The following is a 14,743-nucleotide window of genomic DNA, read 5'->3' as shown; positions in this document are numbered from 1 at the left end:
CCTTCGCCCGGCTCAGGGAGCGGAGCGACCGGGTTGCCGCGGCGGCGGACACCGCGCTCGCCATGGATCGGTGTCGGCATCGGCGCCATCATCATCGCCGCGCTGTTCCTGATCGACCGCTTCGCCCCGGCCCTGTTCCAGGATTCCCTGCCCACACGTGCCCAGGACGGACTCACGCTGGCGTTGAGCGTCCTCATCGAGGCGCTGCCGTTCATCGTGCTCGGCGTCGTCCTCTCGATCGTCGTGCAGGTGTGGCTGCCGCCCGATGCCATTCAGCGCTGGCTGCCCCGCCAGGGCTGGGCGCGGCGTGCCGTGCTCTCGCTGCTCGGGATGCTGATCCCGGTGTGCGAGTGCGGAAACGTGCCCTTCGCCCGTGGCCTGATGATGCGCGGACTCGCGCCTGCCGAAGCGATGACCTTCCTGATCGCGGCGCCCATCGTCAACCCGATCGTCATCATCACCACGCATGCCGCGTTCGGTTGGGACGGCGGCATCCTCGTCGCGCGCCTCGTCGGCGGCTACCTCATCGCCAACCTCATCGGCTGGATCTACAGCCGCCACCCCTCACCGGATGCCCTGCTCACGCAGCAGTTCACCGCCACCTGCGAGCGCGTCTCGCATGAGCACGGCACGCCCACCAAGCGCAGCCTCACGCAGTTCCTCGTCGAGCTGCGTGCGGTCATGCCCGCGCTGGTGATCGGCTCGGCGCTCGCCGGAGCGGTGCAGGTGCTGATTCCGCGAGATGTTCTGCTGTCGATCGGATCGAACCCGGTGCTGTCGATCCTCGCGATGATGGCATTGGCGATGACGGTTGCGATCTGCTCGAACGTCGATGCCTTCTTCGCGCTGTCGTTCGCGTCGACGTTCTCGTCTGGCGCGCTGATCGCGTTCCTGCTGGTCGGACCGCTCGTCGACGTGAAGATGCTGGCGCTGTTGCGCACCACTTTCACCGCCCGGACGCTCGCCGGAGTCGTCGCGGTGGTGCTTGCCTGTTCCTTCGCGATCGGAATCGGGGTGAACGTCTTTGGCTGATTCACCTGCGCCATCGCGTTGGCGCGCCATCGGCTCGCGCTGGCTCGGTCTCGGCCTTGCAGTGGTCATCTCCATCGTGACCCTGGGCCTCGGAATCGCGGGCCAGCTCACGCTCTACATCAGCCCCGAGTCGATCTGGTTCGCCTGCGCCGGTGCTGTGGTGGTGCTCGCCGGCGCCGTGTGGTCCTGCGCGCTGCCGCTCGGTACGGAAACCGATCACGGTCACGATCATGGCGAGATGGATGCCGCGGATCCAGACGTACCCGCGACTTCACGACGCCGCTCGCTCGGCGTCGCGGGCGCGGTGACCGGCGGGGTCGTGGCCTCCGGTGTCGTCATCGCAGCGCTCGTCCTTCCGCCGGCATCCCTGTCGGTGGAGCTTGCCATGTCGCGCTCGGATGCGGGCGGCGCGCTGTTCGCGGGTGCGGACACGCCGACACTCGGAGTTGCCGACACCACGGCCTTCGGGATCGGCGAGTGGTCGAGCGTGTTCGCCACCGCATCGCGTCCCGAGTCCTATGACGGCTCGACGGTCACGCTTACCGGCTTCGTCACGCCGAGCCAAGACGCGGATGCTGTCAACCTGACGCGCATGGTGATCACCCACTGCGTGATTGACGCTCAGCCGGCCGCGGTTCCGGTCAGTGTTGATGCGGCTGAGTACGGAACCGGGCAGTGGATCGAGGTCACCGGCACCGTCAAGGCCGCCGAGGACGGCTCGTTGCGCGTCATCCCGACCTCGGTCACCGAGATCGACGAGCCCGGGGATCCCTATGAGTACTGAGGGTCATTCGCCGCCGCCCCAGACTCGAGCTGAAGCACGCGCTGCGCGCGAGGCAGCTCAGCGTGCGGAGATCCCGCCGGTTCCGGTTGCTGAGGTTCCGGTCGTGGAGAGCGTCGGCGTGCCCGCGGAGGCTCTGCCGGTGCCGGATCCCCCTCCGTCGTCTCCGTCGTCTCCGTCGTCTCCGTCGTCTCCGTCGTCTCCGCCGTCGAGCGAACGGAGCGAGACCACGCGGCCCGACACGCGCCGCTTCCGCCTGGCGCTGTTCGGCGTCGTCGGCGTCCTCGCTGTCATCGTCGCCGGCCTGAGCGCGCTCAGCCTTGCCCAGGGGCCACGGCTCACCGAAGTGCAGGTCGAACCCGCCGAGGCGATCGAGCTCTCCGGCAGTCGGGTCGTGCTCACCGCCAACCAGGCGCTGGAGCCAATCGACGCCTCGCAGGTCACGGTTGATCCTGCCGTGCCGTTCACGGTGGATGCCGCCGGCCGGAGCATCGGCATCCGATTCACCGTCCCCCTCGACGACGCCACCGACTACACCGTCCGCGTCGCCGATGTCGTGGGAACCGGCGGTGGCCCGGCATCTGAGCTGACAGAGAGCTTCACGACGCCGGCATCCGAGATCTTCCTCCTCAACCGCACCGACGAGGACGACACGATCTTCCGCACCGACCTCACCGGCGAGAAGGCGATCCCGGTGTTCTCCCACCCGCGAATCAACGACTATCGGGCCACATCGACCGGCCTGGTCGTCGCGGTCGAGGACGACGGCGGTTCGCGCATCCTGATCATGAACCGGCAGGCCAAGAACGTGCGCGAGCTGACGCTGCCCGGAGACGGCTATGTCAGTTCGGTGCAGGTATCTGATCGGGGCGGGCTGGTCGGCTACATCTATTCGGACCGCACGATCAGCGAGGACAGTGGCCGCGCGAGCGTGCTGGTGACCCAGTCTCTCAGCGAAGACAGTGAACCGCAGATCGTGACGGTCGGCGACGACGAGGCCAGTATCGCGGAGTGGCAGTTCGTGCCGGATTCCGCTGCGGTGCTCTTCATCGACTTTGCCGGGACGCTCTCGCTGGATGATCGCTCGGGGGATGCCGGTGCGCAGAACCTGGGCATCGTAATGCGACTGCTCGGAGTCTCCCGCGGCACCTACACCGCCATCGTCGAGAAGATCGACGGCAGCACGGTCGAACTGAACCTGGCCGATGGCTCGGAGACGCCGCTGGCAGCATCCGATCCCGACTATGGCGCAGCCACCACGATCACTCCGTTCCCCGGTGGCACGCTGCGGCACATCGTGGCGCGTGACGAGACGGGGCTCCCGACCGGGCAGGCGATCATCCGCGTCGACGAGGCCGGTGCCGCCACACCGCTTCTCGAGGTGGCATCCGGCAGTGCGATCCTGCAGGCGTGCGCATCGCCCAGCGGGCAGTATGCGGCGGTGACTGTTGCGCCGAACCTGATCGACAACGCGTACGACGACATGGGTGTCGCGCTGCCGAAGGCGCTGGAAACCCACTTGATGGATCTGCGCTCGGGCGAGGAGCTGGTTGTTCTGACCGGCTTCGACGTCTCCTGGTGCCAGATGGCGCCGGCATTCTGAGGTCATGACGCTGCGCCTGGCGACACGAGCCGATCTCGAGGGCCTCCCGCTCGATATCGCGCCGAGACTGCTGGGCGCGCAGCTGCAGACCGTGGTCGATGGTGCCGAGGTTCACCTGCGTATCACCGAGGTCGAGGCCTATCACGGGCAGGGCACCGGCCCCACACCCGATCCCGGTTCCCATGCGCGCATGGGCCGCACGGCCCGTAACGACACGATGTGGGGCGAGCCCGGACACCTCTACGTTTACCTCAGTCATGGCATCCACTCGTGCGTGAATGTGGTGTGCGGACCCGACGGCCTCGCCGGCGGAGTGCTGCTGCGCGCCGGGTCAGTCATTGCAGGGGCGGATGCCGCGGCATCCCGATCCGGCAGAACCGGACGCGACCTCGCTCGCGGACCCGGACGGCTCGGGCAGGTCTCCGGACTCCGGCACGCTCTGCACGACGGCATCGACGCGATCACCGGCGACACCCTCAACGGTGCTCGCGCGCAGTTGTGGCTCGGGGATCCGGTCACCGGGATTGCTGCCGGACCGCGCGTCGGCGTCGCGGGCATCGCGGGAACCAGCGCGTTCCCCTGGCGATTCTGGATCGATGGTGACCCGTCGGTCTCGCCGTTCCGCTGGGGACGCGGCGCGGCGGATGCTCAGGCCATGCTAAACTGACTCTTTGTCTGCGCACACTCCTGTGCGCAGTTCGCGTGTCCTTCGTTCGCCGAGCTTTTGCAGAAGCGTCGGGGGCATGCAGACAAGGGATCTTGGGTGAGGCCGTCCGGCCTCACGGTAATGAAGGAGTAATCACATGGCAGCAGTGTGCCAGGTGACAGGAGCTGTTCCCGGCTTCGGTCACAACATCTCGCACTCGCACCGCCGGACGAAGCGTCGCTTCGACCCGAACGTGCAGAAGAAGACCTATTTCGTGGCCTCGCTCGGCCGTAAGATCACCCTGAACGTGTCCGCCAAGGGCATCAAGGTGATCGACGTGCGTGGCATCGAGAACGTCGTCAAGGACCTCCAGGCGAAGGGTGTCAAGCTCTAATGGCTAAGAAGTCTCAGGACGTTCGTCCGATCATCAAGCTGCGTTCGACGGCAGGCACTGGTTACACCTACGTGACCAAGAAGAACCGTCGTAACACCCCCGACCGCCTCGTGCTGAAGAAGTACGACCCGGTCGTCCGCAAGCACGTCGATTTCCGCGAGGAGCGCTAAACATGGCGAAGAAGAGCAAGATCGCTCGTAACGAGCAGCGCAAGGTCATTGTCGAGCGTTACGCAGAGCGTCGCCTCGAGCTGAAGAAGACACTGGTCGACCCGAATGCAACCGACGAGGCCCGCGAGGCCGCACGTATCGGTCTGCAGAAGCTTCCGCGCAACGCTTCGCCGGTGCGCGTGCGTTCGCGTGACGCCATCGACGGACGCCCCCGCGGAATGCTGACGAAGTTCGGCATCTCGCGCGTGCGCTTCCGCGACATGGCACACCGTGGCGAGCTGCCCGGTATCACCAAGTCGAGCTGGTAAGCATCGCTTTCTAGGGGCGAGGTTCTTCGGAACCTCGCCCCTTTTGCGTGCCCGGGGTGGAGTTGGACCCGCAGCGTTGGGCGGAGTTCGCAGCGTTGGGCGGAGAATCCGCGGCTGGGGCTCCGCCCAACACTGCGTTCTCCTCCCGAGCGTGCGGATGCTGATGGCGATGATGGCATCGCTGTCGCAAGTTCTTCTGCACGCTTCCGAGGCCGACGTGTTTCTCCACCGAACGTGCGATCTCCGGATGTGCTGGGGTGTTGGCAGCGTCATGATCGAGCGATGGATCCGATCCTCGAGCTTCAAGACCGCGGTGGCGTGGCGCGCGTGGACACCCTGCGCCGAGCCGGCGTCAGCACACATGCGCTGCGCAGAGCGCGCGAACAGGGCTGGATACTTTCGGTGTGCCGGGACTGGGTGGCGTTGGCCTCGGCCGACCCGATGCTGGTGACTGCTGCGCGACGAGGTGTGGTGCTCAGCTGCGTCACGCTCGCCGCGAGAAGAGGGCTGTGGGTGCTCGAGGCCTCTGACCCGCACGTTGCGGCGCCGGCGAACTCGGGTCATGCGAAGGTGGAGCGCGGCGTCATCCACTGGAACGAGCCGTTGTTCCCGCGGGATCCCGACTCGTGCGAAGACTCGATCGAGAATGCGCTCGTCCTCGTGGCGCGATGCCAACCGCATGAGTCGGCGCTGTCGGTATGGGAGTCGGCGCTGAAGAAGGGCAAGCTCGACCATGCCCTTCTCAATCGCACCCCGCTGCCTCCGGTCGCGCGCCGTCTGCTCGCCGAGGCACGGCCCTTCGCGGATGCGGGGACCGAAACCATCTTCTTCACACGGTTGCGTTGGCTGAAGCTGCAGATCGTGCCGCAAGCCTGGCTGCTCGGGCATCCGGTAGATTTCCTCATCGGTGACAGGCTCGTGGTGCAGATCGACGGCGGTCACCATGTCGGCGCGCAGCGCACCAGCGACATCGCGCATGACGCACTCCTGAAGCTGCACGGGTATCACGTGATCAGGGTGAGCTACGCGCAACTCATGGATCACTGGCCGCAGGTTCAGGCACTGATCATGGCGGCCGTTGCCCAGCGTCTCCATCTGGCCCGCTGACCTGAGCATCAGCATCCCGATGCTCTTGCGCCTTCGGCCAGAGCAGAACGCGGCCGCACTCGTAGGCGGAACAGCGGCCACACGCATAGGCGGAACGCGGCCGCACTCGTAGGCGGAACGCGGCCACACGCATAGGCGGAGAACGCACGCATGGGCGGAGAATTTGCGGCTGAAGCTCCGCCCAACGCTGCGTTTTCCTCCCAACGCGGCGGTGCAGCATCCCGGCGCGGCCGTGGCGCAGCGGTGGCGCAGCAGGCCCTCCGCAGCACCCAACAATGCGCCCGCAGCCACCCCAGACACCCGCAATTCTGTGACTGAAGTGGCAAAAGTGACGCGACACGCGCACAAAAACCCCAAAACCCGCGAAATGACGCGGAAATGTCGATGGTGGTTGATACATTCGAGGCGGTCACTCGACCAGGAGCATCCGCTCCGATAACCCAATCAATGCGACACTTCGTCGCTGGAGGATGACATGGCTGACAAGTCCATCACCAAGACCGAGCTCGTCGCGAGCATCGCTTCCGCCACTGGCCAGAGCCAGGCCACCGTCTCGGGCGTCCTCGACTCGCTCTTCGCCACGGTTTCTGACGCTGTTGCCAAGGGCAGCAAGGTCTCGATCCCGGGCTGGATCGCTTTCGAGCGTGTCGAGACCGCAGCTCGCACGGGCCGCAACCCCCAGACCGGCGCCGAGATCAAGATCCCCGCTGGCCAGCGCGTCAAGGTGACCGCTGGTTCCAAGCTGAAGGCAGCCGTCAAGTAAGACTGCTCCGCTCGTAAGGCCGTCCCTCCGGGGGCGGCCTTCGTGCATTCTCCGGGCCGAGCGAGCTTAGGCTGGAGGGGTGACTTCCCTCGGCTCCCGCACCGCGCAGTCCTCGGTGTACCGTGCGGGCGGCATCCTCATTCTTGCGATCGCCTCCGCTGTCGCCCTCATCGCCGGTCTCGCCTTCGGTGGCGGTGCCGCAGAGCAGCTGCTGCAGGACCCCGGTGCGCTCGTGCGCTGGGGGCTGCCGGTCGCTCGCACCGTGAATAATCTCAGCGCTGCGGTGATGATCGGTTCGATCGTGCTCGCACTGTTCGCCCTCAAGGCGGGGGACAAGCCCTTTGAAACCGCGATGGATGCCGCATCCATCGGCGCCGCCATTTTCACCGTTTCAGCGGGAGCGACCGGGTTCCTGACCTTCCGCAGCGCTTTCTCCGGCATCCAATTCAGCCTTGACGATCAGTTCGGCGAGCAGCTCGGGCGCTTCTTCTTCGAGCTGCCCCTCGGTCAGGCCTGGCTGATCACGATGCTCATGGGCGCGGTCGTCACGATCCTGCTGTTCGCTTGGCGCACCTGGACCTTCGTGCTGATCACCGCTGTCATCGCCGTGGCATCCCTGCTGCCGATGGCCACCCAGGGGCATTCGGGCGAGCTGTCCGGACACGTGCTCGCCGTCAACTCGATTCTGCTGCACACGATCGGCGCCGCGGTATGGCTGGGCGGTCTGATCCTGCTGGTCATCCTGCGTGGCGCGCCGGGTGTCAAACCCGTCGCGCTGGTGAGCCGGTACTCGAGCCTGGCGATCGCTGCGTTCTTCGTCGTCGCGGTCTCCGGCATCGTCCGCTCGATCGTCGGACTCGGCGACTGGGCGGGGCTGTGGACGCCGTACGGCCTCATTATCCTCGCCAAGGTGGTGCTGCTGGGCGCCATGGGCCTTCTCGGCGCCTGGTACCGCGCGCGCCTGATTCCGCGGCTGGACGGCGAGCGGGCATCGCGCTGGTTCTGGATGCTGGTGCTGTGCGAAGTCGCACTCATGGGCCTGGCATCCGGTGCTGCCGCGGCGCTGGCGCGTACACCTCCGCCGACCGGCGATGTCGCCGCTATCCGCAAGACGCCGGCCGAAATCCTGAGCCGCGCTCCGCTGCCGCCGGAGTTCACCATCGACATGTGGTTCACCGGGTGGGACTTCGACATCCTCTGGGTCGTCGCCACAGCACTCGGACTTTTCTTCTACCTGGCCGGAGTCTGGCGGATGCACCGGCGCGGCGATCGCTGGCCGATCCACCGCACCGTGTTCTGGGTGCTGGGCCTGATCCTGCTGTTCTGGGTCACCAATGGTCCGCTGAACCTGTACCAGGAATACCTGTTCAGCGTGCACATGCTCGGGCACATGGTGCTGTCCATGGCGATCCCGCTGCTGCTCGTCTCGGGGGCGCCCATCACGCTGGCGCTGCGCAGCATCCACAAACGGGATGACGGCACCCGCGGCGCACGCGAATGGATTATGTGGGCGGTGCACTCGCCGTTCTCGCGCATCATCACGCACCCGTTCGTTGCGGCCGGTATCTTCATGGGTTCGCTGTGGGCCTTCTACTTCACCGACCTCGTGCGCTGGGCGATGTACGAGCATCTGGGCCACGAGTGGATGATCATCCACTTCCTGATCTCGGGCTACCTGTTCGTGATGTCGCTGGTCGGCATCGACCCGGTCCCGTATCGCCTGCCGTACCCGGGCAGGCTCATCACCCTGATCGCCATCATGGCGATGCACGCCTTCTTCGGCGTCGCCATCATGATGCAGGAGGGGCTGATGGTCGCGGAATGGTTCGGATCGATGGGGCGCACCTGGGGCCCGACACCGATGGAGGACCAGTACATCGGTGGCGGCATCGCCTGGTCGGTCGGTGAGATTCCGACGTTGATCTTGGCGATCACAGTGGCGATCCAGTGGAGCCGGGATGACGTGAAGATCCAGCGCCGCAGCGATCGTCACGCCGACCGCACCGGCGAGGCCGAGCTCGAGGAGTACAACGCCCAGTTGGCGCAGCTCGCCGATCGTGATCAGCTCCGCGCGGAGCGCGAGAGCGGCTGAATCCGGTACGCGGCTGGCTCGAGTCCGGCCGAATCCGGCCGAGTCCGGTGCCCTACTCGCCCGGCGAGCCGACCCGAATGGATGCCGAGCCGTCCGGCAGGATCACGATCGTGCCGTCCACCTGGAACGGCACGTCTTCGGACACATGCTGGATCGAGCCATCGAAGAGCGAGCGGATGTCGACCTCGATGTGCGCGACGGCTTCTGCCGCGGGAATCCTCCAGTGCGCGCCGTCCGGTTCGACGGTCACGGTCGGCTGAGAGCTGATCGACCACTCCGGAAGGCTCGCGAGTCGGTTCTGCACCTCGAGCCCGAAGGGGCAAGCCGTGGGCAGCAGCACCTGTTGCGTCGTGCACTGGGTGAGGAACTCTTCCACGCGCGTCTGCACGACCTCGACGAACCCCTCGGTGGGGGTCGTCTGCAGATCGACCGGGGTCTGCATCAGTGGAGAGTCGGCGAGGATGCTGACGCCGCGCGATGCGGATATCGCGGTGTCCACGGTCACGGAGTACACACCAGGAGTGAACACCAGCAGTGAGAGGGGATCGAGAGGGTCAGCATCCGCGCCCGCCGGAGAGATCTGATGCCGATCGATCTGGAAGCCGTTGACCGCGAACTGGTCGGCGCCCAGGACGCTCAGCGATATTGCGGCCAGCGGCGTGCGGGTGAAGCGCCAGTTCGGAGTGACGCCGACCCAGCCATCCTGCTCCACCTCGAAGGTGCTCGTTCCGGGGTGGGTGCCGGCGACATAAGACACCGTGACCGAGGTAACGCCGTCCGCAGCCTCTTGAGACACGACGGTGATGTCGCTGAGCGGAGCGAGCGCAGCACGGCGTAGCAGCGCCTCCGAGGAGACAGGATCGATGCCGGCCTCCTCGACGGTGAGGCGATCGATGGCGACGCCAGGAACAAGCAGCGCATCGGCGGCGCGGCCCTCGGAGAGCAGATCGAGGTACCGCGTGACAAAGGCCGCCGGACCGTAGAACTGGGTGTACAGCGCCAGCCCACCGGCGCCGAAAGCAGCGAGAAGCAGGATGCCCACGAGGGTCAGAATCGTGAGGTCGGTACCCAGGCGGCGCACACGCGGCGTCCTCGTCCCGGGCTGATCCATGGCGCCAGTCTAGAAGCAGCCCGCTGTGACAGTGCCGAGCGCCGCCGGATGGCGACGTACGATTAGTGTCGTGTCCTTTCCCGCACTGTCCGATGAGCAGCAGGAGCTGTATCGACTGATCGAAGACACCAGGGAGCACGTTTTCATCACCGGACGGGCCGGCACCGGAAAATCGACGCTGCTGCAGTACTTCGCCTGGAACACCGAGAAGCAGATTGCCATTTGCGCCCCGACCGGTGTTGCGGCCCTCAATGTCGAGGGCCAGACGATCCACTCGCTGTTCCGCCTACCGATCGGGCTGATCGCCGAGAGCGAGATCGAGCAGAACGACGCCACCCGTCGCATCCTGAACGCCATCGATACCCTCGTGATCGACGAGATCTCGATGGTCAACGCGGATCTGATGGATGGCATGGATCGAGCTCTGCGCCAGGCGCGCGGACGTCGTGCCGAGCCGTTCGGTGGCGTGCAGGTCGTCATGTTCGGGGATCCGTACCAGCTCGCGCCAGTGCCGCCGCGCGGCGACGAGTTGCGCTATGTGCAGGATCACTACCGCTCATTCTGGTTCTTCGACGCCAAGGTGTGGGCGGGGGCGACGATGGGCGAGGCGGATGGGCTCATCGACCTCGGCCGGTACGGCGCGCAGCTGCACGTGCGCGAACTCGTACAGATCCATCGACAGTCCGACGATGGCTTCAAATCGATGCTGAATGCGGTGCGCTACGGGCGAGTCACCGCCGAGATCGCCGAGGTGCTCAACACCCAGGGCACGCGCACGCCACCCGACCCGGAGCCGGGGGAGGTGCCGATGATCACGCTCGCCACCCGAAACGACATCGTCAACAACATCAATCGTCGTCACCTGGCAGCCCTCGCTGGTAAGGAGCAGACCGCCCGGGCTGAGATCAATGGAGATTTCGGGCGAGGGGATGCCTCGTACCCGGCGGATGCCGAGTTGAAGCTCAAGATCGGCGCGCAGGTGATGTTCCTGCGCAACGACGTGTCGATGACCGGCGAGCCGCCGCGCTGGGTGAACGGCACCATCGGCACGGTCAAGCGCATCCTCGGCGGCGCGGTACGGGTGGAGATCGACGGCGAGGACGTCGATGTCGAGCCGGCCGTCTGGGAGAGGTTCCGGTACTCCTACGATCCGAGCGCCAAGACCCTCAGCCGTGACGTGATCGCCGAGTTCATGCAGTTCCCGCTGCGATTGGCGTGGGCGGTGACGATCCACAAGTCGCAGGGCAAGACCTACGACCGGGCGATCATCGATCTCGGTGGCGGCGCATTCGCTCCGGGACAGACCTACGTGGCGCTGTCGCGGCTCACATCACTCGACGGGCTGTACCTGTCGCGACCGCTGCGTCCCAGCGATATCAAGGTCGATGAGGACGTGCGCCGTTTCATGCGCGAAGCGTGGGAGAAGGCATCCACTCCCGAGGTCGACGGCTCCTGACACTTAGGCGGCTGCGCGCGCCCGATCGAGGTCTTCGAAAAGCTCGGTGTTGAAGCGGTACGCCAGCAGCACCTCGTCGATGACGCGTTCGCGTTCCGCATCATCCCAGGGCGCAGCATCCAACTGCTCGCGGTAGACGTCCTTGAAAGACTTCGGGTCGGCGATGTCGTCGAACAGGTAGAAGCCGATCCCGTTCGTTTCGAACCCGAACCGGCGCTGCATGACCCGGCCGATGAACACGCCGCCGGACAGATCGCCGAGGTAGCGAGTGTAGTGGTGCGCGACGAACCCGCCAGGCCAGGCGGCACCGACCTCGCGGATGCGCTGCACGTAGCGCTGGGTGGTCGGCAGCGGTGTGATCTGCTCGCGCCAATCGGCGCCGACGAGGAACTCCAGGTCGGATTCCAGGGCAGGTAGCCGGGTCAGCTTGTCGGTGATGAAGACGGCCGCCACCGGGTCGTTTTTCATCTGCTGACCCATCGACTCCAGCGCGTCGTAGATGAAGTAATGCTGCGAGACCAGGGCGATGTAGTCCTCGCGGGAGCCCTCGCCCTTCAGCAGGTCGGACATGAAGCCCGCGTGCTCGCTTTGCGAGTGCGATGTCGAGGAGCGTTCACGCAGGGCCGCTGAGAAGGAGATGAGTTCCGCCATGCGCTCAGTGTAAGGGTCGCCTAACTGAAACAGAAGGGTCGCGCTCGATCAGTCATGCGGACGCGCGGCCACGCCGAGTCGCGCGCACGCTTGGTCGTACAGTGCGACGATCTCGCGGCGCACGTCTGCGCGCTCCGTGATCGAGCCACCGAGCCACGGGATATCCAGCTGCTCCGGGATTCCGGCGCGCACGATCTGCCAGATGCCGCCGGTGCCGGTGAAGTCGATCATCTCGGCGCTCGTGATCTTCAGATCGGATGCCGCGGCGTTGGCCTGTGAGATGAGGAGGTTGTCTGCGGCATGGTCGTTATTCATGTGGTGGAGAACGGCTGAGACGACGTCGTCTTCGAAAATATGGGGCACCTGTTTACTGTACGTCTCCCCGAAGTGGACCGCTTCGGTGACGAGTTTGCAGGTGAGCGCTTTAGACTCGGGGCAGAAACCATCCCGGGAGCCATCTTCATGCACCTTCTTCCGTCGCGCCGCTGGCGTGCCGCCACCGCGGTTGCCGCAGCGCTCGCTCTTGTCCTGACTGGCTGTTCGGCGCCCGCGGACAACTTCTCCTACACGCCCCCCGAGCAGGTTGACCAGGCATTGCCGGAGGGCACCGTCGCCCAGATGCAGGCGGCGGTCGAGAATGCGATCTCCGCAACCGGGTCAACCGGTGCGATCGTCGGCGTGTGGGTGCCATGGAGTGGCACCTGGGTGACGGCCCTGGGGACGCAGTCGGTCGAAGACCAGACCGAAGTCACCACGGATATGACGTTCCGCATCGCGGATACCACCCGGATGATGACCTGCGACGTCCTGTACGGCCTCGCCGATGACGGTGTTGTCGAGCTCGACGGGATCGTGCCGGACTATGTCTCCGGTGTTGCGCACCTCGAAGATGTCACCCTGCTTGACCTGTGCAACAGCACCAGCGGGGTGGGGTCATCTGAGGCCGCCGTTTCCGGCATGTGGCTGAACACCCCGGAGCGGGTGTGGGCGCCGTTGGAGCTGGCATCCTTCGGTCTCGGGCAAGACCCGGCCACACCGCACACGACGTACCGCGATTCGGATGCCGGATACCTGCTGCTCGGCCTCGCCCTCGAGCGGGCATCCGGTAAGAGCGCTGCGCGGCTGATCTCTGAATACGTCACCTCGCCGCTGGGCCTGGCAGGCACAGCGTTGCCCGCAGCGACCGCGGCCAAGCCCGGGAGTAACTCGCTGAGCGGAAACTACCTGCCGCCGATCGAGGGCGGCTACAACTGTGCGGCCCCGGTCGACATCACCACAGCGTCGTCGAGCATGGGATACACCGACTCGGGCGTCGTCTCCACGATCGACGACCTCGGAAGCTACGTTCAGGCCGCAGCGCGCCAGGCGTTGCGCCCGGAGGATGCCGAACCCGACCGGTTCGCGAATCCGCTTCCCACAGCTCCCGGGGCTCCGTCCTGGTATCAGGTCACCGGTGGTGCGTACCTGGTTGGGTCGATGATCGGCCAGCACGGGTGGACACCGGGATACGCGAGCTCGGCATACTCCGACCCGACGACGGGCTTCACCGTGGCCGTGGTGCTCAACAACTCCAGCGCCGGATCCGCGCCTGCTGCCTACCTTGCATGGGAGCTTGCGGCGATCGCGTCGAAGGCTCCGGCCGCCAGCGGACAGACCGCGCCGGAGTTCGGTCTTCCGTTCACGGCCGAGCAGTACCACGACACCATCGCGAACCTCACGACCTGCGCCACGCCGCCGGCCGCGGAGTAGGAGCGGGCGGATCCCTTTACGCTGGGGGCATGAACCAGACGCAGCAGTCTGATCGCGCTCGCCGCATTGTCGTCGCCCTGGCGGTTGTCGGTGCTGTGGTCGCCGCGCTATTCGGGTCCGGGGTGTTCGGAGGCGTCAGCATTGCGGATGCTGCGGGCGGTGCGTTCGCTGCGGATGCCACGGTGCTCGCACCTGCCGGCCTCGCGTTCGTAATCTGGTCTGTGATCTATCTGGGACTCCTCGGATACGCGCTGTGGCAGTTGTTGCCGGGGCAGGCGGCGAAGCCGCTGCATCGCACGGTCGGGTACGGTGTTGCGGCATCCGCCGTGCTGAACGCCGCGTGGATCGCGTGCGTGCAGGCCTGGCGTATCGCCGAATCGTTCGTGCTCATCGTGATTCTGCTCGGCGTGCTGCTGGTGACGTTCGTGCGCGTATGCCGTCGGTCTCGACGGGGCACCCTGGCCGAACTGGTGCTCGTGGACGGGATGATCGGACTGTACCTCGGCTGGGTGACGGTGGCGTCCGCGGCGAATCTGGCGGCATGGTTGGCAGACATCGGACTGGGCGCGTGGGCTGGAGAGTCGAGCGTGCCCGGGGTGATCACGCTGATCGTTGTGGGACTCATCGCCGTGTTCACGGCGTGGCGTGGCGGCCGGTTGGCGCCGGCCATCGCGACCGGGTGGGGGCTGGCGTGGATCGCTGTCGGACGCTGGTCGGGGGAGCCGGAGGCGCCGGTGGTGGCGACAGTGGCGGTCTCGCTGGCGGTCGTCGCACTCGCTGTTGCGGTGTCGCGATTGCGCGCACGCGTGACAGCGTCGCCGGGGCGAGAGCGTTTGTCAAGCCCGTCTGTCGGATGAGCTGAGCGCAATACGGTCGCCTC

Annotated in this window: 16 protein-coding genes; 13 read left to right on the top strand and 3 right to left on the bottom strand. The window is 66.1% G+C overall.

Annotated features, from left to right (window positions below):
- Window positions 1-33 precede the first annotated feature (33 nt).
- The 10 genes from ACSU1L_RS07685 to ACSU1L_RS07640 all read left to right on the top strand — a co-directional run bounded on the left by ACSU1L_RS07685 (window position 34) and on the right by ACSU1L_RS07640 (window position 8,896).
- A complete protein-coding gene (locus tag ACSU1L_RS07685) occupies window positions 34-1,032 on the top strand; it encodes a permease (RefSeq protein WP_438253798.1) in 999 nt (332 codons plus the stop codon).
- Entirely contained in the window at window positions 1,025-1,816 is a 792-nt protein-coding gene (locus ACSU1L_RS07680; protein WP_439255303.1) for a TIGR03943 family putative permease subunit, read from the top strand. The genes ACSU1L_RS07685 and ACSU1L_RS07680 overlap by 8 nt, the downstream gene beginning before the upstream one ends.
- Window positions 1,806-3,416 (top strand): Ig-like domain-containing protein, encoded by a 1,611-nt coding sequence (locus ACSU1L_RS07675; RefSeq protein ID WP_439255302.1) that lies wholly within the window; start codon window positions 1,806-1,808, stop codon window positions 3,414-3,416. Before ACSU1L_RS07680 ends, ACSU1L_RS07675 begins: the two co-directional genes overlap by 11 nt.
- A 4-nt stretch (window positions 3,417-3,420) precedes the next feature.
- Window positions 3,421-4,083 (top strand): DNA-3-methyladenine glycosylase, encoded by a 663-nt coding sequence (locus ACSU1L_RS07670; protein WP_439255301.1) that lies wholly within the window; start codon window positions 3,421-3,423, stop codon window positions 4,081-4,083.
- A 136-nt stretch (window positions 4,084-4,219) separates the two neighbouring features.
- Window positions 4,220-4,456 (top strand): 50S ribosomal protein L28, encoded by a 237-nt coding sequence (rpmB, locus tag ACSU1L_RS07665; protein ID WP_438253802.1) that lies wholly within the window; start codon window positions 4,220-4,222, stop codon window positions 4,454-4,456.
- Entirely contained in the window at window positions 4,456-4,626 is a 171-nt protein-coding gene (rpmG, locus tag ACSU1L_RS07660) for a 50S ribosomal protein L33 (RefSeq protein WP_438253803.1), read from the top strand. Before rpmB ends, rpmG begins: the two co-directional genes overlap by 1 nt.
- 2 nt (window positions 4,627-4,628) lie before the next feature.
- Entirely contained in the window at window positions 4,629-4,934 is a 306-nt protein-coding gene (gene rpsN, locus ACSU1L_RS07655; protein WP_438253804.1) for a 30S ribosomal protein S14, read from the top strand.
- 282 nt (window positions 4,935-5,216) lie between these two features.
- On the top strand, window positions 5,217-6,041 hold the full coding sequence (locus ACSU1L_RS07650; protein WP_439255300.1) for a type IV toxin-antitoxin system AbiEi family antitoxin domain-containing protein: 825 nt from the start codon (window positions 5,217-5,219) through the stop codon (window positions 6,039-6,041).
- Window positions 6,042-6,516: 475 nt separating this feature from the next.
- Window positions 6,517-6,804, top strand: a complete 288-nt coding sequence (locus ACSU1L_RS07645; RefSeq protein ID WP_438253806.1) for an HU family DNA-binding protein — start codon at window positions 6,517-6,519, stop codon at window positions 6,802-6,804.
- A gap of 79 nt (window positions 6,805-6,883) precedes the next feature.
- Window positions 6,884-8,896 carry a cytochrome c oxidase assembly protein gene (locus tag ACSU1L_RS07640; RefSeq protein ID WP_439255299.1) on the top strand — a complete coding sequence of 671 codons (2,013 nt, stop codon included), beginning with the start codon at window positions 6,884-6,886 and terminating at the stop codon, window positions 8,894-8,896.
- A gap of 52 nt (window positions 8,897-8,948) precedes the next feature.
- Here ACSU1L_RS07640 and ACSU1L_RS07635 read toward each other — a convergent pair whose 3' ends face one another.
- Window positions 8,949-10,007 carry a hypothetical protein gene (locus ACSU1L_RS07635; protein ID WP_439255298.1) on the bottom strand — a complete coding sequence of 353 codons (1,059 nt, stop codon included), beginning with the start codon at window positions 10,005-10,007 and terminating at the stop codon, window positions 8,949-8,951.
- 70 nt (window positions 10,008-10,077) lie between these two features.
- On the opposite strand from ACSU1L_RS07635, the gene ACSU1L_RS07630 reads away from it, so the two are divergent.
- Complete coding sequence (locus tag ACSU1L_RS07630; RefSeq protein WP_438253809.1) at window positions 10,078-11,463, top strand: ATP-dependent DNA helicase; 1,386 nt, start codon at window positions 10,078-10,080, stop codon at window positions 11,461-11,463.
- 3 nt (window positions 11,464-11,466) lie between these two features.
- Here the strand turns inward: ACSU1L_RS07630 and ACSU1L_RS07625 are convergent, their stop codons facing one another.
- Together ACSU1L_RS07625 and ACSU1L_RS07620 are read right to left on the bottom strand one after the other, a co-directional pair.
- Complete coding sequence (locus ACSU1L_RS07625) at window positions 11,467-12,114, bottom strand: heme oxygenase (biliverdin-producing) (RefSeq protein WP_439255297.1); 648 nt, start codon at window positions 12,112-12,114, stop codon at window positions 11,467-11,469.
- Between the two features lie 48 nt (window positions 12,115-12,162).
- Complete coding sequence (locus ACSU1L_RS07620; protein WP_438253811.1) at window positions 12,163-12,477, bottom strand: DUF2470 domain-containing protein; 315 nt, start codon at window positions 12,475-12,477, stop codon at window positions 12,163-12,165.
- 99 nt (window positions 12,478-12,576) lie between these two features.
- Here ACSU1L_RS07620 and ACSU1L_RS07615 point away from each other — a divergent pair, with 99 nt between their 5' ends.
- Both ACSU1L_RS07615 and ACSU1L_RS07610 read left to right on the top strand, forming a co-directional pair.
- On the top strand, window positions 12,577-13,863 hold the full coding sequence (locus ACSU1L_RS07615; protein WP_439255296.1) for a serine hydrolase domain-containing protein: 1,287 nt from the start codon (window positions 12,577-12,579) through the stop codon (window positions 13,861-13,863).
- 29 nt (window positions 13,864-13,892) lie between these two features.
- The gene (locus ACSU1L_RS07610; RefSeq protein WP_439255295.1) at window positions 13,893-14,720 is read left to right on the top strand and encodes a tryptophan-rich sensory protein; all 828 of its coding nucleotides are present in this window, start codon (window positions 13,893-13,895) and stop codon (window positions 14,718-14,720) included.
- Window positions 14,721-14,743: the final 23 nt, after the last annotated feature.

The sequence above is a fragment of the Microbacterium sp. A94 genome, from assembly GCF_051842855.1.
GTDB lineage: Bacteria > Actinomycetota > Actinomycetes > Actinomycetales > Microbacteriaceae > Microbacterium.
This window is presented reverse-complemented; position numbering and strand designations above follow the sequence as displayed.